The organism is Quatrionicoccus australiensis (assembly GCF_020510425.1).
GTDB lineage: Bacteria > Pseudomonadota > Gammaproteobacteria > Burkholderiales > Rhodocyclaceae > Azonexus > Azonexus australiensis_A.
Map to the genome: position 1 here is coordinate 1,629,903 of NZ_JAHBAH010000001.1, position 20,098 is coordinate 1,650,000.

25 protein-coding genes (1 of these 25 running past the window's edge) are annotated in these 20,098 nt (G+C 64.2%); 6 read left to right on the forward strand and 19 right to left on the reverse strand.

Annotation, left to right across the window (positions count from 1 at the left end):
* Positions 1-69: 69 nt before the first annotated feature.
* The 6 genes from KIG99_RS07900 to rsmI are packed head-to-tail and all read right to left on the reverse strand — an operon-like array spanning position 70 to position 4,283.
* Entirely contained in the window at positions 70-516 is a 447-nt protein-coding gene (locus KIG99_RS07900; RefSeq protein WP_226459667.1) for an acyl-CoA thioesterase, read from the reverse strand.
* Positions 497-1,312: a DUF3025 domain-containing protein gene (locus tag KIG99_RS07905; protein WP_226459668.1), complete on the reverse strand. Its 816-nt coding sequence runs from the start codon at positions 1,310-1,312 to the stop codon at positions 497-499. The genes KIG99_RS07900 and KIG99_RS07905 overlap by 20 nt, the downstream gene beginning before the upstream one ends.
* Positions 1,309-1,746, reverse strand: coding sequence for a hypothetical protein (locus tag KIG99_RS07910; protein WP_226459669.1), 438 nt, complete (start codon positions 1,744-1,746; stop codon positions 1,309-1,311). Before KIG99_RS07910 ends, KIG99_RS07905 begins: the two co-directional genes overlap by 4 nt.
* An 11-nt stretch (positions 1,747-1,757) precedes the next feature.
* Positions 1,758-2,789, reverse strand: a complete 1,032-nt coding sequence (gene pyrC / locus KIG99_RS07915) for a dihydroorotase (RefSeq protein WP_226459670.1) — start codon at positions 2,787-2,789, stop codon at positions 1,758-1,760.
* A gap of 59 nt (positions 2,790-2,848) precedes the next feature.
* Positions 2,849-3,406 (reverse strand): SRPBCC family protein, encoded by a 558-nt coding sequence (locus tag KIG99_RS07920; RefSeq protein ID WP_226459671.1) that lies wholly within the window; start codon positions 3,404-3,406, stop codon positions 2,849-2,851.
* A 40-nt stretch (positions 3,407-3,446) separates the two neighbouring features.
* Positions 3,447-4,283 carry a 16S rRNA (cytidine(1402)-2'-O)-methyltransferase gene (rsmI, locus tag KIG99_RS07925; protein WP_226459672.1) on the reverse strand — a complete coding sequence of 279 codons (837 nt, stop codon included), beginning with the start codon at positions 4,281-4,283 and terminating at the stop codon, positions 3,447-3,449.
* Between rsmI and KIG99_RS07930 the strand changes: the two genes are divergently transcribed.
* From KIG99_RS07930 to KIG99_RS07945, 4 genes are read left to right on the forward strand one after another with little or no spacing between them, the layout of a single operon-like run.
* Positions 4,282-4,656 carry a YraN family protein gene (locus KIG99_RS07930; protein WP_226459673.1) on the forward strand — a complete coding sequence of 125 codons (375 nt, stop codon included), beginning with the start codon at positions 4,282-4,284 and terminating at the stop codon, positions 4,654-4,656. The two genes, rsmI and KIG99_RS07930, sit on opposite strands and share 2 nt — an antisense overlap.
* On the forward strand, positions 4,634-4,999 hold the full coding sequence (locus KIG99_RS07935; RefSeq protein ID WP_226459674.1) for an HIRAN domain-containing protein: 366 nt from the start codon (positions 4,634-4,636) through the stop codon (positions 4,997-4,999). Before KIG99_RS07930 ends, KIG99_RS07935 begins: the two co-directional genes overlap by 23 nt.
* Before the next feature lie 42 nt (positions 5,000-5,041).
* Positions 5,042-5,632, forward strand: a complete 591-nt coding sequence (locus KIG99_RS07940) for a phosphoheptose isomerase (RefSeq protein WP_226459675.1) — start codon at positions 5,042-5,044, stop codon at positions 5,630-5,632.
* Positions 5,632-6,294, forward strand: coding sequence for a BON domain-containing protein (locus KIG99_RS07945; protein WP_226459676.1), 663 nt, complete (start codon positions 5,632-5,634; stop codon positions 6,292-6,294). The genes KIG99_RS07940 and KIG99_RS07945 overlap by 1 nt, the downstream gene beginning before the upstream one ends.
* Positions 6,295-6,361: 67 nt before the next feature.
* Here the strand turns inward: KIG99_RS07945 and KIG99_RS07950 are convergent, their stop codons facing one another.
* Genes KIG99_RS07950 through KIG99_RS07960 form a run of 3 tightly spaced genes read right to left on the reverse strand, consistent with a single transcriptional unit; the run spans position 6,362 to position 10,102 of the window.
* Positions 6,362-8,170: a TRAP transporter large permease subunit gene (locus KIG99_RS07950; protein WP_226459677.1), complete on the reverse strand. Its 1,809-nt coding sequence runs from the start codon at positions 8,168-8,170 to the stop codon at positions 6,362-6,364.
* A 3-nt stretch (positions 8,171-8,173) separates the two neighbouring features.
* Entirely contained in the window at positions 8,174-9,181 is a 1,008-nt protein-coding gene (locus KIG99_RS07955; protein ID WP_226459678.1) for a TRAP transporter substrate-binding protein, read from the reverse strand.
* An 18-nt stretch (positions 9,182-9,199) separates the two neighbouring features.
* Positions 9,200-10,102 (reverse strand): TRAP transporter TatT component family protein, encoded by a 903-nt coding sequence (locus KIG99_RS07960; protein WP_226459679.1) that lies wholly within the window; start codon positions 10,100-10,102, stop codon positions 9,200-9,202.
* A 177-nt stretch (positions 10,103-10,279) separates the two neighbouring features.
* Here KIG99_RS07960 and KIG99_RS20755 point away from each other — a divergent pair, with 177 nt between their 5' ends.
* Entirely contained in the window at positions 10,280-11,473 is a 1,194-nt protein-coding gene (locus KIG99_RS20755; RefSeq protein WP_226459680.1) for a GGDEF domain-containing protein, read from the forward strand.
* On the opposite strand, the gene KIG99_RS07970 is transcribed toward KIG99_RS20755, so the two are convergent.
* From KIG99_RS07970 to KIG99_RS08015, 10 genes are read right to left on the reverse strand one after another with little or no spacing between them, the layout of a single operon-like run.
* Positions 11,470-11,892, reverse strand: coding sequence for a nuclear transport factor 2 family protein (locus tag KIG99_RS07970; RefSeq protein WP_226459681.1), 423 nt, complete (start codon positions 11,890-11,892; stop codon positions 11,470-11,472). The genes KIG99_RS20755 and KIG99_RS07970 overlap by 4 nt on opposite strands.
* A 1-nt stretch (position 11,893) precedes the next feature.
* Positions 11,894-12,649 (reverse strand): SDR family NAD(P)-dependent oxidoreductase, encoded by a 756-nt coding sequence (locus tag KIG99_RS07975; RefSeq protein WP_226459682.1) that lies wholly within the window; start codon positions 12,647-12,649, stop codon positions 11,894-11,896.
* A complete protein-coding gene (locus KIG99_RS07980; RefSeq protein WP_226459683.1) occupies positions 12,646-13,167 on the reverse strand; it encodes a DUF3833 domain-containing protein in 522 nt (173 codons plus the stop codon). The genes KIG99_RS07975 and KIG99_RS07980 overlap by 4 nt, the downstream gene beginning before the upstream one ends.
* Positions 13,164-14,411 (reverse strand): MFS transporter, encoded by a 1,248-nt coding sequence (locus tag KIG99_RS07985; RefSeq protein WP_226459684.1) that lies wholly within the window; start codon positions 14,409-14,411, stop codon positions 13,164-13,166. Before KIG99_RS07985 ends, KIG99_RS07980 begins: the two co-directional genes overlap by 4 nt.
* Positions 14,412-14,417: 6 nt before the next feature.
* Positions 14,418-15,002 carry a chalcone isomerase family protein gene (locus KIG99_RS07990; RefSeq protein ID WP_226459685.1) on the reverse strand — a complete coding sequence of 195 codons (585 nt, stop codon included), beginning with the start codon at positions 15,000-15,002 and terminating at the stop codon, positions 14,418-14,420.
* Positions 14,995-16,191, reverse strand: a complete 1,197-nt coding sequence (locus KIG99_RS07995; RefSeq protein ID WP_226459686.1) for an SAM-dependent methyltransferase — start codon at positions 16,189-16,191, stop codon at positions 14,995-14,997. Before KIG99_RS07995 ends, KIG99_RS07990 begins: the two co-directional genes overlap by 8 nt.
* Entirely contained in the window at positions 16,188-16,949 is a 762-nt protein-coding gene (locus tag KIG99_RS08000) for a DUF1365 domain-containing protein (protein WP_226459687.1), read from the reverse strand. The genes KIG99_RS07995 and KIG99_RS08000 overlap by 4 nt, the downstream gene beginning before the upstream one ends.
* Positions 16,950-16,956: 7 nt before the next feature.
* Positions 16,957-18,264: an NAD(P)/FAD-dependent oxidoreductase gene (locus KIG99_RS08005; RefSeq protein ID WP_226459688.1), complete on the reverse strand. Its 1,308-nt coding sequence runs from the start codon at positions 18,262-18,264 to the stop codon at positions 16,957-16,959.
* Between the two features lie 24 nt (positions 18,265-18,288).
* The gene (gene folE2 / locus KIG99_RS08010; RefSeq protein WP_226459689.1) at positions 18,289-19,089 is read right to left on the reverse strand and encodes a GTP cyclohydrolase FolE2; all 801 of its coding nucleotides are present in this window, start codon (positions 19,087-19,089) and stop codon (positions 18,289-18,291) included.
* Positions 19,090-19,110: 21 nt separating this feature from the next.
* Positions 19,111-19,668, reverse strand: a complete 558-nt coding sequence (locus KIG99_RS08015) for a glutathione peroxidase (RefSeq protein ID WP_226459690.1) — start codon at positions 19,666-19,668, stop codon at positions 19,111-19,113.
* A gap of 107 nt (positions 19,669-19,775) precedes the next feature.
* On the opposite strand from KIG99_RS08015, the gene KIG99_RS08020 reads away from it, so the two are divergent.
* A protein-coding gene (locus KIG99_RS08020; RefSeq protein WP_226459691.1) for a MerR family transcriptional regulator crosses the window boundary here: on the forward strand, positions 19,776-20,098 show its start. 586 nt of this gene lie beyond the right edge of the window; 323 of the gene's 909 nt are visible here — the first part of the coding sequence; the start codon lies at positions 19,776-19,778; its stop codon lies off the right edge, out of view.

Here is a 20,098-nt window from a genome sequence, read left to right on the forward strand (position 1 = left end):
TTTGAATGGAAAGGCTGCATTATCGGAGTTTCCAATGTCATCAACAAATGACTTTTGCTTAATCCGTGATCATGCAAAGGCCAGGGCGTGCAGTACATCACTCTCGCTGGCGACAATCTCGAACGCCGCACGCAGGATTTCGGGAATCGGCAAGGGGCGGCCGCTCTTCAGATCGACATAGCTCCAGCGGGTTTCGGCGCGCGCCAGGATGCTGCGGTCGGCGTCGCGCAGGAACAGCGTACGGCGCAGCGAATTGCGCTTTTCCAGGTCGGCGACCCAGGTGCAGATGCGGATTTCGTCGTCGAGCAAGGCCGGCCGCAGGTATTCGATGAAATGCGAACGGACGTACCAGGAAGCACCGGCTTCGAGATAACGCGGCAGCGGCCAGCCCTGCAGGGTCGAGTGCTCGATCGCGACTTCCTGCATCCAGCGCAGGTATTCCTGGTTATTGACGTGGCCATGCACATCGATGGCATCGCTGCCGATCTGCATGGACTTAACGTGGATGGCCGGCATCGGTAGCCTCCTGGTTTTGGCTGTTTTTGCGGCGTCGACCGGGGCGGAACTGCCAGGTGTCGGCGTAATAGGCAGGGTCTTCGCTGGCCGGCGTGAGGCCGGGAATGCCGAGCAAGGGCAAGGGCTGGAAGTCGCCCGGCCGGGCATAACGCCCGCTCGCCAGATCAGCAGCAAGACGGGCATCGAGGGCGGCAAGCAGCGCTTCCATCGGCTGCGCCAGGAAGTCCGGCGCGACGTCGTAGAGAATCGCCTTGGCAGTCAGGCCGCGATAGGGATGGAGCAGGGCCTCGTAGGTCGCATGCCCGAAAACGATGAAACGCATAGCCGCGATAACGGCGGCACGCTGCTCGACGAACAATTCCTGCCACTGGAAGTTGCGCAGCAATTCGAGCAGTTCCGGCTGACTCGAGAACACGGCAATGCCGCATTCATCGAAATGGGTCAGCGCATCGCGCACCGTGCCGCGCGCCGCACCGGCCGGCGTCATCGCGCCAACATGGCGGGCGCTGACGGCGATCTTGGTCTGCGGAAAAGTCAGCCAGACCAGCGCGTTGAAGAAGTCATGCCAGTTGTCTGGCCGCGTCTCGACCTCGCCGTTTTCCCAGATCCGGCACTCGTAGACCAGGCCATCGGCCTGCGGCGGCACGAAGCGCACCGGCCGGCCATTGCCGACAAGAATGGGGAAGCGTTCTGCCAGTTCGGCGACGGCGCCGGTGGCCGGGCCGGGCGGCAACTGCGTCAGCCAGCGGCGCAGCGGCTCGAACAGCGCGCCGCTGCAGGGTGAATCGGGGCTCACTGCGCGGCGCTGGCTTCGCCGCTTTCTTCCTTGACGAAGACCAGCTCGCCCTTCTTGACCTGGAAAGTGCCTTTCAGCTCGCCCATGCCTTCGGCCGGCTCTTCGCTGAGCTTGGCAAAGCCTTCGCAGGTCTGCGTCTCGGTCACGAACATCCGCTTGCCGACCTTGATGATGAAGGCGCCGGACGGCACCTGGTACACCTCGACCTTGCTCACCGGCGACCCCGTGCCCAGGCTATGCCGGCGCATGCAGGACGGCATGCGCGACACGACCAGGAAGAGATCGACCTTGCTGTCCCAGAACAGCGGCTGCTCGCGGATCAGCGACAGCACATGCTCGCGGGTGTTGTCGATTTCATACGTCGCGCCGTCATTGACACAGGCGGTGAGCAGCGGTGCCGCCAGCAGCGGCAGAATCAGATGACGCAGACGCATGATGTTTTTCCTCAGAGCATTTTCCAGGAGAGCGTTTCACCGGCACGCAAGGGCACGATGCGCTCGTCACCGACATAGGGGTAATCGGCCGGCACCGTCCAGTCCTGTTTGACCAGCGTGATTTTGCTGCTGTTACGCGGCAGGCCGTACCAGTCCGGACCGTTGAAGCTGGCGAAAGCTTCGAGCTGGTCGAGTGCACCGGCCTGCTCGAAAGCCTCGGCATAAAGCTCGATCGCGGCGTAAGCCGTGTAGCAGCCGGCGCAACCGCAGGCGGCTTCCTTGGCGCCCTTGGCATGCGGCGCCGAATCGGTGCCGAGGAAGAACTTCGGACTGCCGGAAACGGCCGCGGCAAGCAGCGCCTGGCGATGCGTTTCGCGCTTCAGCACCGGCAGGCAATACCAGTGCGGCCGCACGCCGCCCAAAAAGATGGCATTGCGGTTGTAGAGCAGGTGATGCGCGGTGATCGTTGCCGCAACGGTCGACGGCGCCGCAGCAACGAATTCCGCCGCATCCTTGGTCGTGATGTGTTCCATCACCACCTTGAGCTTGGGAAAGCGTTGGGTCAGCGGCAGCAGCACGGTATCGATGAACACCTTCTCGCGATCGAACAGGTCGATCGCCGGATCGGTGACTTCGCCATGCACCAGCAGCGGCAGGCCGACGCGCTCCATCTCGGCCAGCGTGTCGTAAGCCTTGGCAATGTCGGTCAGACCGGCGTCGGAATTGGTCGTCGCCCCGGCCGGGTAAAGCTTGACCGCCTTGACGAAACCGGAGGCGGCCGCCTTGGCGATTTCGCTGGCCGGCGTGTTGTCGGTCAGGTACAGCGTCAGCAGCGGCTCGAAAACCGCGCCGGCCGGCAGTGCCGCGACGATGCGCTCGCGATAGGCGGCGGCCTGCTCGACGGTGGTGACCGGCGGCTTCAGGTTGGGCATCACGATGGCACGGCCGAACTGGGCGGCGGTATGGCCGATCACGGCAGCCAGGGCAGCGTCGTCGCGCAGGTGAAGATGCCAGTCGTCGGGGCGGGTAAGGGTGATTTGCATGCGGGTTCTCGGAATGACTTTTCGCGATTTTAGCAGGCCGCGCGGCTCCAGGCCCTTGCCTAGTTCGGACGCGAGTAACGACGCAGCATTTCCGCGGTCATTTCGCGAAACTGCTCTTCAATTTCATGCCGCACGATGGTCGCGCCGAACATCCGGGCCAGCGCGGAATCGGGCACGGCTTCGGCGTGGTAGCGAATTTCGACACCATCGGCCACGGCCTTCAACTGCGCTTCGCTCGCCATGCGCTTCATGCTGCCGGACAGGCTTTTCGCAAGGATCCGCTTCTTCGGTTCGAGGCGGATTTCGCGCTCGGACTTGAAGGGCAGCGAGAACGGCCCGTACTCGATGACGCCATCCTGATGCACCCACAGGGTATTTTCTTCGCGGCGCAGGACGCGGCTGCCCTTGAGGTTGCCGACAAAGAGCGCCATGTGCTCGAAATCGGTCAGCACCTCCCAGGCTTCGGCCTGGGAGACGGGTGCCGTGATCGTCGCATCGACCACGAAGGCCTCGCCAATCTGGGTCACGGTTGCGACGATCACCGGCTCAATGCCCAGGGCTGCGCCACAAGCCAGCGACAAGATGAGCAGAAGGATGCAGGACAAGCGGGAGAACATGGCTTTTCCTCTCAAAAACAGGGTTGACCGCTAGCGGCGCTCAGTCCTTGAGGGCCAGCGCCCGCTCGTACAGCGCGTTCTTGGCGGCGCCGGTGATCGCCGCCGCCAGTTTGGCGGCCTGCTTGACCGGCAGACCATCGGCGAGCAACAGCTTGAGTACCCGCTCGCCTTCGCCGTCATCGGCATTCGCCGGAGCGCCGGACACCATCAGCACGAACTCGCCGCGCTGGCGGTTGCTGTCTTCCTTGAGCCAGTCGAGCGCAGCGGTCAACGGGCAGGAATGGATGGATTCGAACATCTTGGTCAGTTCGCGCCCGATCACCAGGGTGCGCTCGCCAAGCACCGTCGCCAGATCGGCTACGGTTTCCAGCACGCGATGCGGCGCTTCGTAGAAAACCAGGGCGCAGGGCAGCTCGCGCAGTTCCTCGATCGCCTGCCGGCGCTGCCCGCCCTTGGACGGCAGGAAACCATAGAACAGGAAATGCTCGTCGAGCAGGCCGGAGCCGGACAGCGCCGTGGTCGCGGCGCACGGGCCGGGCAGCGGCACGACCGTACAACCGGCGGCACGTACGGCGGCAACAACGCGCGCACCGGGATCGGAAATGCCCGGCGTGCCGGCGTCGGAAATCAGCGCCACGGCTTCGCCGGCCTGCAGTTTGGCGACGATCCGTTCGGCCGCTTCGTGTTCGTTGTGCTGGTGGGCCGGCAGGGTGCGCGCCTGCGAACCGAGCTGCTTCAACAGCGGGCCGCTGTGCCGCGTGTCCTCGGCGGCGACCCATGGCACCGTGCGCAAAATTTCTTCAGCGCGGCGCGTCAGGTCAGCCATGTTCCCGAGCGGCGTCGGGACGACATACAATGCAGCATATTCTTTTGTCATGTTAATTGGCGTGCAGGCAAAGACCAACGATACCACCACGACCCGCGGCCGCGAAGCCGAAACGCTGGCGGCGCAGTATCTGACGCACCACGGCCTGCGCCTCGTCGCGCGCAATTTCCGCATTCGTGGCGGCGAGATCGACCTGATCTGCCGCGATGGCCGGACGCTGGTCTTCGTCGAGGTCCGCCTGCGCAGCCGCGGCGATTTCGGTGGTGCTGCCGCCAGCATCACGCCCGGCAAGCAGCGCCGCATCATTCTCGCCGCGCGGCATTACCTCGCCGGCCAGAGCGACTGCGATTGCCGCTTCGATTGCGTGTTGCTCGACGGTCAACGCCTCGAATGGCTCAAAAATGCGTTTTCTGCTGACGCTTAGCCTGCTCGGCTGGCTCGGCCTCGCCAGTGCCGGCGGCCTGCGCCTGTTGCTGCAAAGCTCGCCGCTGGCCGGCAGCCAATATTACGCCTTCGCCGAATTCTGGCCGCAAATGCGGGTCGGCGACCGCCTCGAGCTGATCCGTGAACCGGACAACCGGCACGATGCCAACGCGATCCGCGTCGAATGGCGCGGCCACATGCTCGGCTATGTGCCGCGCACCGAGAATCGCGTCATCGCCGAAGCACTCGACGCCGGCGAGCGGCTGAGCGCCCGCCTGTCGTCTGTAAGCGACAACAAAAATCCGTGGCGCCGCCTGGCGTTCGAAGTCTTCATCGAGCTGTGAGGTAGAATGCCGTGATCACCTGCCCTCATGCCCCCGAAAAATATGGATCTGATTGCCCGCGTCACCAAGCATTTCGAAGACAGCGCCCACACCAAGCTGAACGCCATCGAGATGATGGCCGCCCCGATTGCCGCGGCGATTGAAACCCTGACCGGCAGCCTGATCAACGGCGGCAAGATTCTCGCCTGCGGCAACGGCGGTTCGGCCGGCGATGCGCAACACTTCGCTGCCGAACTGATCGGCCGTTTCGAGGCCGAGCGCCAGGAACTGGCAGCGATTGCGCTGACCACCGACAGTTCGATCCTGACTGCAGTCGGCAACGACTACGGCTTCGACTACATCTTTTCCCGCCAGGTGCGCGGTCTCGGCCACGCCGGCGACGTCCTGCTGGCGATTTCGACTTCCGGCAATTCCGCCAACGTCATCGAAGCCATCAAGGCCGCCCACGACGCCGACATGCACGTCGTTGCGCTGACCGGCAAGGGCGGCGGCCTGATCGGCGAAATGCTGCGCGACGACGACATTCATCTTTGCGTGCCGGCCGACCGGACGGCACGAATTCAGGAAACCCACCTGCTCGTCATCCATTGCCTGTGCGATGGCATCGACGCGCTCCTCTTGGGAGTTGAATGATGCAAAAAACGAAACTGAGCCTGGCTGCCGCCACCCTGATCATCGCCCTGCCCATGCTGCAGGGCTGCGTGCCCGCCGTCATCGTCGGCGGTGCCGCGGTCGGCGTGATGAGCGCCAGCGACCGCCGCTCGACCGGCACCCAGGCCGACGACGAAACCACCGAGTGGAAGGCCGCCAACCGCATTCCGGTCCAGTTCAAGGATGGCTCACACGTCAATTTCACGTCCTACAACCGTAACCTGCTGATCACCGGCGAGGTGTACAACGAGGACGGCAAGCAGGCGATCGGCGAAGCCGTGAGCAAGATCGAAGGCGTGCGCCAGGTGTACAACGAGCTGCTGGTCGGCCCGACCACCTCGCTGACCGCGCGCAGCAACGACAGCTTCATCGACTCCAAGGTCAAGGCCCGCCTGGTCGATTCGAACCAGATCTCGGCCAACCACATCAAGGTCGTCACCGAACGCGGCACAACCTACCTGATGGGTATGGTCACCGAGCGTGAAGCCAAGGTCGCGGTCGCCGTCGCCCGCACCACCGATGGCGTGCGCAAGGTGGTCAATGTGTTGGAGGTCCTGTCCGACGACGAAATCCGCCGCATCGACAACAGCGCGCTCGGTTCGCGCAGCCGGCCGCCGGCATCGGCACCGGTCGAAAACCGCTGACCCCGACAAACAGGTCGCATCAAGCGACACAAACAGGCCGCCGCAAGCGGCCTGTTTGCTTTCTGCCCTAAGACAAACCGGCCAGTTGCGGCAACCAGGTGGCCAGGAAGGGCAGCGCCGAGATGACCAGCGCACCGCAGAACATCGCCAGCAGGGCCGGCACGACGGCGCGCGCGACCTGGCGCAGGGGCTTGTCGAACATCGCCGAAGCAAAGTAGATATTCATGCCGGCCGGCGGGCAGAGAAAGCCCATCTCGATATTGGCCAGGAAGATGATGCCGAAATGCACCGGATCGATGCCGTAGGCAAGCGCCACCGGCAACAACAGCGGCACCAGCACGACGATGGCCGCGAAGATTTCCATCAGTGCCCCGGCGAGCAGCAGGAAGACGTTGAGCGCGACGAGGAAGGCCCATTTGTTGGGCAAAACCGCCTGCGCCCAGTCGATGGCGCGATCCGGGATGCCGGCATCGACCAGGTAATTGGTCAGGCCGAGCGCCATGCCGAGAATCAGCATGATGCCGCCGATCACCTGCACGCATTCGACCAGCGCCCGGCCGACGCCGCGCCAGTCCAGCTCGCGATGGAAAAATGTTTGCGTCAGCAGCGCGTAGGCGGCAGTCAGTGCCGCACTTTCGGTCGGGGTGGCGACACCGCCGGCCAGCGATCCGATCGCCACCACCGGCGCCAGGATTTCCCAGCGTGCCGCCCAGGCGGCCTGACGGGCGGCGCTGAAATCCGGCCTTTTTACCGCGTCGACCGCTACGCCCTTGAGAAAGCCGCCGACCACGAGCAGGAAGAAAATCATCACCAGCGCCGGCAGCACGCCGGCCAGGAACATCGTGTTGATCGGTACGCGGGCGATGATCGCGTACATGATCAGCGGCACCGAGGGCGCCAGCAGCACGCCGAGCGCACTGGCGCTGGTGACCAGGCCGATGCCGCGCTGTTCGGGAAAGCCGGCCCGCGTCAGCAGCGGCAGCAGCAAGCCGCCGAGGGCCAGGATTGTGACGCCGCTGCCACCGGTCAACGCGGTAAAACAGGAACAAAGCAGCGCCCCGGCAATCGCCGTGCCGCGCACACCGCCACCGAACAGCGCGGTGAATAAGGTTCCCAGGCGCGCCGCTGCACCGGTCCGCGCGAACACCAGACCGGCCAGCGTGAACAGCGGCAGAGCCGGCAGCGAAGGATTGACCGTGATCTGGTAATGACTGAGCGGCACCGCGGCGAGCGGCTGGCCTTCGCTCCAGAACAGCGCCAGCGCCAGGCCGCCGAGCACGGTGAAAACCGGTGCACCGCAGAAAAGGATGGCGAGCAGCCACACCGCAAACGGCCAGAGCGGCAGCGTCTCGCCATCGAAATGCGCGGCAAACAGCACGCCCAGCAACGGCAGCAGCACGGCCAGCAAGAGGCGCAGCCAGCCGGTCGACGTCATCCGCCAGGCCATTTTGCCGGCCAGCAGCAGAAAGCCGACCGGCATCGCAAGCTGGAAGAACCAGCCGGGGATCTCGTAAGCGATGGCATGCGGCACCGTCATTTCGCTGGCGACAAATGTCCAGCTGGCTTGCGCCAGCATGCCGCCGAGCAGGGCCGAACTGCCCAAGGCAAACCAGCGGGCGACCCGGCTCAGCGCCGGATTCTTGCTGCCGGCCAGACCGGCGCCGAGCGAAGTCAGATGGCCGCCGCGTTCGGCGACCAGCGCCCCGAACATGGCCAGGACCAACCCGAGATGCTGGACGAAGAGCGGCGCATTGGCGATGCCCTGGCCGAACAGCGGGCGCAGCAGCATCTCGGCCAGCGGCAGGAGCAGCATCAGGCCGAGCGCGCCGGCCGCGAGCAGCGCATCAAAGGCGCCGAGCCGGCGCAGCAGCGGCATCACTTATTTCTTGCCGGCGCGGAAGGCTTTCAGATGGCCGACCACTTCGTCAAAGGTTGCGGCCGGCACCAGCTTGCCGCGAATCTGCGGGTACAGCTTGTCGGCCAGGTCGTTCCATTCCTGCATTTGTCGCGCATTCGGCTGGTTGACCGCCAGGCCGCGCTTCTTCATCGCCTCGACCGCCTCATCAACTTCCTGGCGCGCCTTGCTGCGAATCTGGGCACCGGCCTTGGCGCCGGCTTCGCGCACCACGGCCTGCGCCTCCGGCGTCATCTCGTCCCAGGCCTTGCGGGTGATGACCAGCGCGCCGACGATGGGCGCCCAGTTGAGATCGAGCATGTTCGGCGCGCTGTTGTAGATCTGCGTCGCCAGCGCGAAATACGGCGTGGACGGCACGGCATCGATCATCCCGGTCTGGATGGAAGGCAGGATGTCGCCGGTTTCCAGCGGCACCGGCGTATAGCCGAGGCGCTTCATGATTTCCTGCTGCTCGACCTCGCCGCCCCAGGCAAAGAATTTCATCGCCTTGTAGTCGTCAGGCCGGAAAGCCGGCTTTTTCGAGAAGAAGCGCACCCAGCCGGCATCGCCCCAGGCGAGCACGACAAAGCCCTGGTCGAGGAATTTCTTTTCCATCGCCGGACGCATCTTCTCGCGCACGTAATCGACTTCTTCCCAGTTGCGGAACATCAGCGGCATGTTCTGCAAGGCGGCAATCGACGGCTCGATCTCGCGCAGGCCGACCACCGAGAGCAAGCCGCCCTGCAGCTGGCCGATGCGCATGCGACGCACCATGTCGGTCTCGCCGCCCTGGCTGCCGTCGGGATAGACCAGATATTTGGCCGGACCGCCCTGCGCCGTGCGCCAGGCTTCGCCGAGTTCCATCAACTGGCGGTGATACAGCGAATTCTTCGGAGCGAGGGTGCCGATACGCAATTGCTTGTCGGCGGCCAGGGCACTTAGCGCGAGCAGGCTGGCGAGCAGCAGGGCGGCCAGTTTTCCGGGGGTTTTCATTGTTTTCTCCGTCGCGTTTCAGAACAGGTCGTCGGTTTTTTCCAGCAGCCAGGCTGCGCGCCGGCGCATGACTTCGTTTTGCATGGTCAGCGGGCTGTCGGGCGCATCCTTGATAGTCAGGGCCTGGCGCAGCAATTGTTCGAACAGGGCTCGGTTGCCGGCCGGCAGGGCATGGCCCTCGGCTTTGGCAAGCAGCGCCCCGGCACTGCGTCCGGCCGACTGCGCAATCGCCTGATCGAATAAAACCAGGGCCCGCGCCGGACTGCCGCCCGGACGCGCCACTTCAAAGGTGGCAAGCAGACTGGTCAGCGAACCCTGCCCCCAAGCCGGATCGCTCGCCCAGGCCAGTTGGGCCAGACGGACGGCGAGCGGCAGATCGGCGACGACTTCGGGATCGTCCTTGCTCAGCGAAATCCAGCCGCCCCAGGACGCCGCCGCCCAGTAGGCAAGGCCAACCTCTTCCGGCTTCAGGCGCGGCCAGTCCTCCGCTTGCGGGCTGGCCAATGAACGAACAAAACCGGAATGTGCCAATTCCAGCGCGTTGACCGCATGGCGCTGCGCCCGCTGGTAGAGGCGGGCTGCCCGCTGGCGCAGGCGCTCGGCACCCTTGCTGTCGACCGACTCCAGGCGATCTGCCTCGCAGGCGACAAAGGCGTAGGCGTACTGGGTGAAGCCGCCCGCCACCGACTCGGCCAGCGCCAGGTGGCCGGGCTGCTGTTGCAGTACCGATTCGGACAATTTCAGATAGAAAGGCGCCGCATCGCGCGCCAGCTCGAGATCGTTTTCGCTAGCCCGCCCCTGCCCGGCCAGCGCATCGGCCACATTGCCGACCACCAGTTGGCGCGGCGTACAGCCTGCCAGCAGCAGCGATGCCAAGACCGCCAGCAGCAAGCCAGCCAGCCGGCGCGCTGGCGCAATCATGGGAATTCGAGGGTAACAGGCCATAGGCGCAGCACCTTAGCCGCCGCTTGTTACAACGGGATGACGCACGCCCTCCGGGGATGCCGAGGAAACGCCGGATTCCCTTGTCATGCCGGCAAAAACAGCGAACCAAGCTTTTCTGGCCAACGGGCGCTTTCTGATTAAAATGACTGTCATGTGTCTCAGCGCACACAGCGCTGGCCCGCCATCTGGAGACTTGTCATCCTGAGTCAAACACCCCGCATCGAAGCGGCCCTGTTCCGCCACCTGCTCGATAACGCAGCAATCCCGCTGATTGGCAGCGGCGTCGGCAGCCTGCTGGTAGCCTGGGCCCAGTACGGCATCATCGCGGGCCAGCTTGAACTGGCCTGGCTGGCGGCCGTCTATCTGACCATCGGTCTGCGCTTGCTGATCGTCCGGCATTACCGGGCGCGCCAGACCACGGGAGAAGCGAGCCCGAGCGAGGCGATGCGCTTTGCGCTGACCGTTGGCCTTTCCGGCGTTGCCTGGGGGCTGGCCGGCCTGTTCCTGATCGACACTTCGCCAATCGGCACGGTCGTCACGATCACCGCCATCCTGGCGATGGTGATGGGTGCCGCCCTGACCCTGAGCGCCTTCCTTCCCGCTTTCTTTGCCTTTACCGTGCCGGCGATACTACCGATGATCCTCGTTCTGGCCACCCGCGGCGGCACGGGCGACATGACACTGGCGCTCTACAGCGCGATCTTTCTGCTGCTGATCATCGGCAATGCCAGGCGTTTCAACAACACCCTGCGGCAAACCTGGCAGCTCAGTTTCGACAAGGAAGACCTGCTCGCTGCCCTGACCAAGGCGCACGACCTGCAATCAACGCTGGCCCAGACCGACGGTCTGACCGGCATCGCCAATCGGCGCCGCTTCGATGCCGCCCTGCAGCAGGAAATCTCGCGCCACCAACGCTCGGGCGGGCAACTGGCACTGCTCATTCTCGACGTCGACCACTTCAAGAATTACAACGACACCTACGGGCACTTGGCCGGCGATGCCTGCCTGCAACGCATCGCCGAGGTGCTTGGCAAGCACCTGCACCGCGGCACCGACCTCGCGGCGCGCTACGGCGGCGAGGAGTTCGCCGGCATCCTGCCGGCCACCGAACTGGCCGGCGCCCTCTGGCTTGCCGAACAGATCCGTACCGATGTCGAGAAGCTCGACATCGAGCATGCCGCCTCGGCCAATGCTGGCCACATCACCGTCAGCATCGGCGTTGCCAGCCTGCCCGGCCGCCAACTCGGCTCACCAAGCGAACTAATCGATCTCGCCGACCAGGCGCTGTACACCGCCAAGCTGGATGGCCGCAACCGGGTGCTCAGCGCGCCGGAAAAACTGGCCTAAGCCGCCAGCATCCGGCGCAAACCGCGCATCAGGGTGCCGATCGCCGGCAGCTTCATGTACAGCTCCTCGGCCGTATCCCAGTAGTCGCGGTGATAACAGACCTTGCCGGCGGCGTCGAACTTGAGATGCGACACGCCGCGCATGAGCTGAGTTTCGCCCTTGCCCCAGCGCTTCACCCGGAAGCAGAACTCCCAGACCAGCATGGCGCCGTTCGCATCGACGACTTTCTCGGTAACGCTGAAACGCGGTTCGTCGACCTGCCCGAACATGTGCGTGAAGATGTGCTGGATCGCTGCAATGCCGCGCACTTCGTTGAATGGGTCCTTGAACCAGGCATCGTCACTGTAGAACTCGGGAAAGCGCGCCACACTCGTCGGCGAAAAATCGTTGTAGAACTGAATCAGTGCATCGAGTTGCATCTCAGCCTCCGGTCAGGCGGCGAATCAACGGGAAATACCAGGCATAGGGCAGGCTGGCGAAAAATTTCATCAGGCGGGTAAAACGCTTCGGATAGTGGATTTCGAAATTGCCCGTTTTGAAACCGTCGACCGTGGCGCACGCTGCCTGTTCCGGCGTTTGCAGGGCCGGCATGCTGAAATCGTTTTGGGCGGTAAGCGGCGTCGCGACGAAGCCGGGATTGATCAGCCAGACGCCGATGCCCTTGGGCAGCAAATCGAGATGCAGCACTTCGGCAAAATGAATGAGCGCTGCCTTGCCCGGCCCGTAGCAGAGCGCCTTGGGCAGGCCGCGATAACCGGCGACGCTGGCCACGAAGGCAATGCCGCCACCCGGCTGGAGATCGGCCAGAACGGTCGCCGCCAGACGCATGGCACCGCTGAAATTGACCTCGACGACACGCTCGGCGACGGCCAGATCAAAGCTGTCGACACGCATCGGCACGTAATCGCCGGCCAGGTAGACGACCAGATCGACACCGCCCCAGGCGGCAATCAACGCCTGACGAGCCGCCAGCAGACTGGCCGCATCGGTTGCATCGCAGGGCAGCAGCAAGGCATCGCTCAGGCCAAGGGCCTGCAACTTTTCCCGACCTCGTGCCGAGAGCGCCAGGCGTGCTCCACGCCCGGCCAGTTCGCGGGCGACGGCCGCGCCGATGCCGCTCGAAGCGCCGACCAGCCAGACGCGCTTGCCGCGCCAATCAGTGATTTTCGGGTTCATCGCTTGACGAAGGTCAGCGTGACCTCGCCCAGGTTGAAGCCCCATTTCGACATGTAAGAGCGGTTCAGCATGACCTTGTCGTCCATCAGGAACATCCAGTCGTCGAAATCGACGTTATAGACCTTGCCATCGACCGGCAGCGCCAGCACGTAGCGCCAGCGCAGCGCATTGCCGGCAACTTCGCCGATTGCTTCGCCGACGACATCGTCGGCCGTGCCGCGGAAAGTCCCGTCGGCCTGTTTCACCAAAGTCCAGATGCGGCGCGAGGTCGTGCCGTCCGACCATTTGAACTGCTCGTCGAGGACGCCTGTATCGCCGCTCCACTTGGCGTCGATGACGACCTGGAAGCGTTTCTTGACCTCGCCCGAGCGCCCCTGGAACATACCCCAGGCGTCGAGCGTACCGTTCAGGTAGGTCTTCAGGTCGAGGGCCGGCTGTTCGGCGCGGTATTGTTCGACACCGGTCGAGGCACAGGCACTCAGGCCAAGGGAAAGGGCAACGGTAGCGAGCAGTTTCATGGTTGCAACTCCAAAGAGGAACGCCAGCGCCAGAGCAGCCCGCCGGCCAGCAACTTGCAGGCAAGCGGCAACAGGGCGTAGGCGAAAACGAGGGCCGCCAGGCCGGTGCCGCCACCCGGCACATAGCCGAGGGCACCGATCAGCGGCAGGGAAAGCCCGGCAGCGAGCGCCAGGTTGAGTTTGGCGACCAGATTCCACACCCCGAAGCAGGCGCCGGCCTGCCCCTGACGTTCGCCGAGGTCGGCGGCAATCGCCACCGGCAAGGCAAGATCGGCGCCGAGCGCCAGTCCGGAGGCCAGGCAGATCGCCGCGAAAGCCCACAGATCGCCGGGACCGAGCAGGCTGGCGCCGGCGAAGGCGGCAATCGACAGGACGATCGCCAGTAACCAGGCGACGACCCGGCCATGCCGCGCGGCCAGCCGCACCCAGAGCGGCAAGGAAGCCGCCCCGGCGATGAAATACAGGGCGAGCAGCGGGCCGCTGGCCGCTTCTTCTTGCAGCACATCGGCGACGAAGAAAAGGAAGAGCGTGGCCGGCAGCGCGGCGGCGATGCCGTTGGCGACAAAGACCAGCAACAAGCGGCGAAAAGCCTGGTCGGCAAAGACCCGGCGCAAGCTGGCGAGCAATGGCGCATGAGAAACCGGCGCCGCCGGCCCGGCCGGCACGCCGTAGAAACTGACCGCCGCTGCCAGCAGCAGAAGCGGCGGCAGCAGCCAGCTCAGGCGGACGATACCGTCGTTCATGCCGGCCGCCAGCACGGACGGCAAGGCGGCGGCAAGCACTACGCCGAGCAGCCCGAAGCCCTCGCGCGCTGCGGTCAAGCGCGTGCGCAGGCCGGAATCGCTGCCGATATCGGCGCCCCAGGCCTGATAAGCAACCGTCGCCGCCGAAAAACCGAAATAGGTCAGGGCCAGCGAGCCGAGCAGCCACACACCAGCCCCCTGCCGCGGCGGATTGAGCAAGGCGACGAAGCCCAGTCCGAAGGGCAGCAAGGCCAGTGCCAGCATGCGCCGGCGCGGCACCCTGTCCGCCAGCCAGCCCAGCCAAGGATCGATCCCGGCATCGAGCAGGCGTGCCCCGAGCAGGATCAGACCGAGCAGCGCCAACGGCATCCCCGTCACCTCGGCATAAAAGCGCGGCACATGCACGTAGATCGGCAAGGCCGCGAAGGCTAGCGGCAGACCGAGCGCGCCATAGGCGAGGATGCGAGCCGTGTTCATCGGCGCCCAACCCGGTGTTGGCATGCGAACTCAGCCACGACCATCACTCCGCTGCAGCAAGGCCGCCCGCAGATCCGGCGCGCTGGTCCGCGCATCGAGCCAGATGGCGAAAAAGGCGCGCGCGAAGGCCGCTTCCTCGATGCGACCGAGCAGACGTCCGTTGAAGTGGAAAATCGCGCTACCCGCCCGGTATTCGCCGATGATCGCATCGCCCGACCGGACATCCGGAAACAGCCCGGCCATCAGCCCGCCCCAGCGCGCCAGGGTGGCTTCGTCAGCCAGGCCGAGCTGGCGGATTTCCTTGACGCTGGCTTCGGCAATCGCCGCGCCGGCGATATTGCGCTTGTAGGTCAGTTGCAGCGCCAGCGGCGGGCGCAGCGGATCTTCACCGGCCCACAGGCTCGCCGCATAAACCAGGAAGCCAAAGCGCCGGAATTCGCCGCTGCCCCAGCGCTGCAGGCCGGCAGTCGGATCCGTCGTTGCCCAAGCGGCAAACGGCGCCCCGGCCAGGCCGAGCAGCAATGCGCGGCGGCGCGCCGAGGCCGGCCGGTTTTGGCCGTTGCCGGCCGGTTGACCGTCCGCCAGCGGCGCACCGGGCGCGACCAACCTAAGCATGCGCGAGCTCAAACTGGACGACATCGACATTCCCGGCCAGGAAACCGGCCTCGCAGTAACAGAGATACATGCGCCAGAGACGGCGGAAATTGTCATCGAAGCCGAACTTCTCGATTTCCGGCCACTTCGCCTCGAAAGCCAGTCGCCATTCGGCCAGGGTGCGCGCGTAGTCGAGGCCAAAGGCGTATTCGCCCTGCACACGCAAGCCCTGCTTCGCCGCTGCGGCGCGGAAGGCCTGACGCGAAGGCAGCATGCCGCCGGGAAAGACGTATTGCTGGATGAAATCGGTGCCGCGCCGGTAGCTGGCGAACAGGTCGTCGCGGATGATGATGCTCTGGATCATCGCCTTGCCGCCCGGCTTCAGCGCGCCGGCCACGGTCTTGAAATAGCCCGGCCAGAAGCGCTCACCAACCGCCTCGAACATCTCGATGGACACCACGTGGTCGAACTGTTCGCGGTTGTCGCGATAGTCCTGCAGGCGCAGATCGGCCTGCGGCACACGCTGTTGCGCCCAGGCCAGTTGCGCCGGCGACAGCGTCAGGCCGGTCACCTGCAATCCGGAGTCAACCGCCAGCTCGGCGAAACCGCCCCAGCCACAACCGATTTCGAGCACTTTCTGCCCGGCCCCGGCCTGCAGATGATTGAGGATGCGTTGGTACTTGGCGTGCTGCGCCGTTTCCAGCGAGCCGTCATCGACCTCGCGGTAGATTGCCGCCGAATAGCTCATGCTCGGGTCGAGCCAGAGCTGGTAGAAGTCATTGCCCAGGTCGTAGTGGGCCATGATGTTGCGCTTGCTACCGGCCTTGCTGTTGCGGTTCAGCCAGTGCCGGACACGGGCCGCGAGCAGGTTGCGCCACGAGCCATAGACCGCCTTTTGCAGCACCGCGCGGTTCTTCGCGAGCAGCGCCAGCAGGCCGGTGACATCGGGCGAATCCCAGTAGCCGTCGAGATAGGCTTCGGCCAGGCCGATGTCGCCGCGCGCCAGCACCATGGCGAAAGTCGTCTCGTCATGCACCTGCATCGTGATGCCGTGCTCGCCGTCGCCGAACAGGGCGCAGGAACCGTCGGGCAGGCGGATTTCGAGCAGGCCACCGGTCAACTTCTCGAGCAGCTGAAAAACCAGGCGGGTATCGCGGTTGGCGTGGGTTTGGGTATGGGTGCTGCCGGACAGGGTCAGGGTATTGTTCATTTGCTTGATTCCGGGAGAGGTTGGGAAACACGGGCGCCGCGAAACGGCACCCCTTTCGCCCAGAGCTTCAGGGCTTGCCAGTGGATGCGGAAAATCACGCCGGCCGTGAGGAAAGGCATGCGCAGGAAGGCGCCGAGCAGGCTGCCCGCGGTCCACGCCCGCGCCTTGCCGGAAATCGAGGTCAGTAGCAGTTCGCCCTCGGCATCGTCGTAGTCGATGCGGGCCAGCGGCACCGGCCGCTCAAGGTGGAAACGGAAGCGATAGCCGCCCTCGATCTCGTTGAAGGGCGAGACGTGGAAACACTTGGCAGCGCGCATTTCGGCACCATCGACCAGCGGCTCGCCGGCGGCATGCAGCAGGTAGTTGTGGCGCCCGCCGAAGGTGTTATTGACCTCGGCCAGTACGGCGACTAATGCCCCGCTACGATCATGGCAATACCAAAAGCTGACCGGGTTGAAGACCATGCCGCAGACACGCGGGAAGGTCTGCAGCATGATCTCGCCATCGGCCGGCAGGCCGTTGTCGCGCAGCAGATTCTCGATCCAGGGCAAGAGCGGGCTGCCGTCGCGGGCGCCGTGATCGCACTGGCGGAAACTCAGCACATTCCAGCGGTCGACCGAGAATATGCCGCAATTTCCGGCGGCCAGATTGCGCAGCGGCAGGGCCACGTAGAAAACCGGGTAAACGAAGGCGTTGACCGCCGGGCGCAAGCGCCGGTGCATGACATGGCCGAGGAAGAGTTGCGGCGCGAAGTTCATCACGGCTTCATGCGCTTTCGGTTTCGCGCAGCAGTTCGGCAACATCGTCCTGCCATGGCGCCTTGACGCCCAGGCCGTTGACCACGCGCAAGGCCGACTTCAGGCCGTCCTCGTGAAAACCGTAACTGCCCCAGGCACCGGCCAGCCAGATACCGTTCTCGCCCTGCACTTCGGCCAGCTTCTGCTGCGCCGCAATGGCCGGGCCGTCGAAGATCGGATGCGCGTAGTCGAACTCGGCCAGGACCTTGGCCGGGTCCGGCTCGCGCGCCGGGTTCAGGGTGACGACGACCGGCGCCTTGAAAGGCAAGGGCTGCAACTTGTTGATCAGGTAGGAAACACCGACCGGCTGCTCACCCGGATCGCCCTGCCCGGCAAAGTAGTTCCAGGCCGACCACAACTTTTCATCGCGCGGCAGCAGGGCCGGATCGGTATGCAGCACGGCGCGGTTGGGCTGGTAGCGGATGGCGGAGAGCACGTCGCGTTGGCCGTCGCTCGCCGTGAAGCCAAGGATGGCCAGCGACTGGTCGCTGTGGCAGGCCATGACGACCTGGTCGAACAGTTCGCTGCCTTGCGCATGCGTCACACGCAGATGGTCGCCATCGCGCGTCACCGCGCTCACCGGGCAGGCCAGGCGGATGTCGGTGAGGCGCTCGGCGATCTTGCGCACGTATTCGCGTGAACCACCCAGTACCGTGCGCCACAGCGGGCGGTCAAAAACCTGCAACAGGCCGTGGTTCTGGCAGAAGCGGATGAAGGTGGCGAGCGGCATGTCGCGCATCTGGCCGGTCGGGCAGGACCAGATCGCGGCGGCCATCGGCAGCAGGTACCAGTCGGCAAAGGCGTGCGAATAGCAGCCGGCCCGCAGAAAATCCTGCAGACTGAGCGGCTGCTCCGGATGCGTCGCCAGCCAGTCCGTGCTCTCGCGGTTGAAGCGCAGGATGTCGGAAAGCATGGACCAGAAACTCGGGCGGAGCAGATTGCGCTTCTGGCGGAACACCGTGGCCAGGCTGCTGCCGGCCCATTCGAGATCGGGATTTTCGAGACTCACCGCGAAGGACATCTCGGTCTCGACGCTGGCCACGCCCAGTTGCTCGAACATCGCGATCAGGTTGGGATAGGTCTTCTCGTTGAAGACCAGGAAGCCGGTATCGACCGGATGCGTTTTGCCCTCCAGCGTGACGTCGACCGTATTGCTGTGGCCGCCGAGATAACTGCCGGCTTCGAACAGGGTCACGTCATGCTGGCGGCTCAGCAGCCAGGCACTGGCCAGTCCCGAAATACCGGCGCCGACGACGGCGATGCGTTGTTTTTGCATGTCTAGTCTCCTCCGCCCAGCGGTTCAGGCATTGACGCCGAACAATTCGGCGTAGGCGGAATGGTTGTGGATGGATTCGAAGTTCTCCGAGCTCACTTTCCACTCGGCGATACGCGGCTCGTGCATGAGGCGCAGCGCAATGTCACGCACCAGATCTTCGACAAACTTCGGGTTGTCGTATGCGCGCTCGGTAACCCATTTCTCGTCAGGCCGCTTCAACAGGCCGAACACCTCGCAGGAGGCTTCCTCTTCGGCGATCCGGACCAGTTCCTCGATCGCCATCGGTTCACGCAAACGCGCTTCCAGGGTGATGTGCGAGCGCTGGTTGTGGGCGCCGTAAGCAGAGATCTTCTTCGAGCAAGGACACAGGCTGGTCACCGGCGCGACCACGCGCAAGCTCAGGCGGGCGGGCTCGCCGCAACGCTGCTCGAGGATCAGCGTCGTATCGTAATCAAGCAGGCTCGAAACGCCGGACACCGGGGCCGACTTGCGAATGAACCAGGGGAAGGCTAGTTCGATCCGCCCGCTTTGCGCTTCCAGACGGCGCAGCATGTCGGCGAGCAGCGCAAAAAGGCCGTTCTGGGTTAGTGGACCGTCCTGCGCCTCGACCAGCTCAACGAAACGCGACATGTGGGTTCCCTTGACCTCGGGTGGCAGGCCGACCGTAAGGGCCATGGTCGCCACGGTCGCCTGAACGACACCTTCGGCCGTTTCGAGCTGCAGCGGATAGCGCATTCCCTTGATGCCGACCTGCTGGATGGCAAGACTGCGAGTGTCGGCAAAGGCCTGCACATCGGGCAGGAAAAAATGATCGGGAGCATTCATCGCGGTTTCTCCTGCAGCGGCTTATTTGAGGAATTCATCAATCTTGGCAAGCAGGGCCTTGCTGTCCGGCCGGGTCATGCTGCCGAATGCAACGACCTGAGTGGCATCGCGATTGATCAGGTATTTGTGGAAGTTCCAGCGCGGCCGGCTGTCTGTAATCTGTGCCAGCTGCAGATAAAAAGGATTCGCCTCTTTTCCCTTGACCGTGCTCTTGGCGACCATCGGAAACTGGACGCCATAGGTCAGCCGGCAAAAATCGGCGATTTCCTTGCTGTTGCCGGGCTCCTGATCGCCAAAATCATTGGAAGGAAAGCCCAGCACCACCAGCCCCTTGTCCTTGAGCCGCGCATAGAGCTTTTCCAGACCGTCGTACTGCGAGGTGAAGCCGCAGTAGCTCGCCGTGTTGACGACCAGAATCACCTTGCCCTGATATTGGCAAAGCGGCATCGGCTTGCCGTCGAGCAAATTGGCAAAGCTGTGATTGAGCAGCGCCGGACATTCGCCAGCCAGCGCGGGGGGCGCAACACCGAGGGAAAGCAGGCCGGCAATACCGAACAAGCGCTTGATCCGGGAAATCATGTCCAACTCCTTTGCGGTTTGTCCTAGACAAATATGGCGTTTGTCCGTAAGATAACCAGCGAAAGTTATATTGTCAACGGTTTGTCGAACATTTGTACTGGACAAATATGAACACCATCAACTTCAGCATTGCCGCTGTCGAACGCGACACAGGACTCTCCAAGGATGTACTGCGCATGTGGGAGCGGCGTTATGGCTTCCCCAATCCGGGCCGCGATGCTAACGGCGAGCGGCTTTATCCGGCCGCCCAGGTTGAACGGCTGAGCACGATAAAACGCTTGATGGATCAAGGACATCGACCAGGAAAGCTGATGCTTGCCTCAACCGAAGAGCTGGCACTACTGGCACCGAAAGCCGGGAAAAGCAGCCTGAAAAAAGCCGGCGGTTGCGCAGATGAGCTCGAGGACTTACTCGCGCTGATCAAACAACA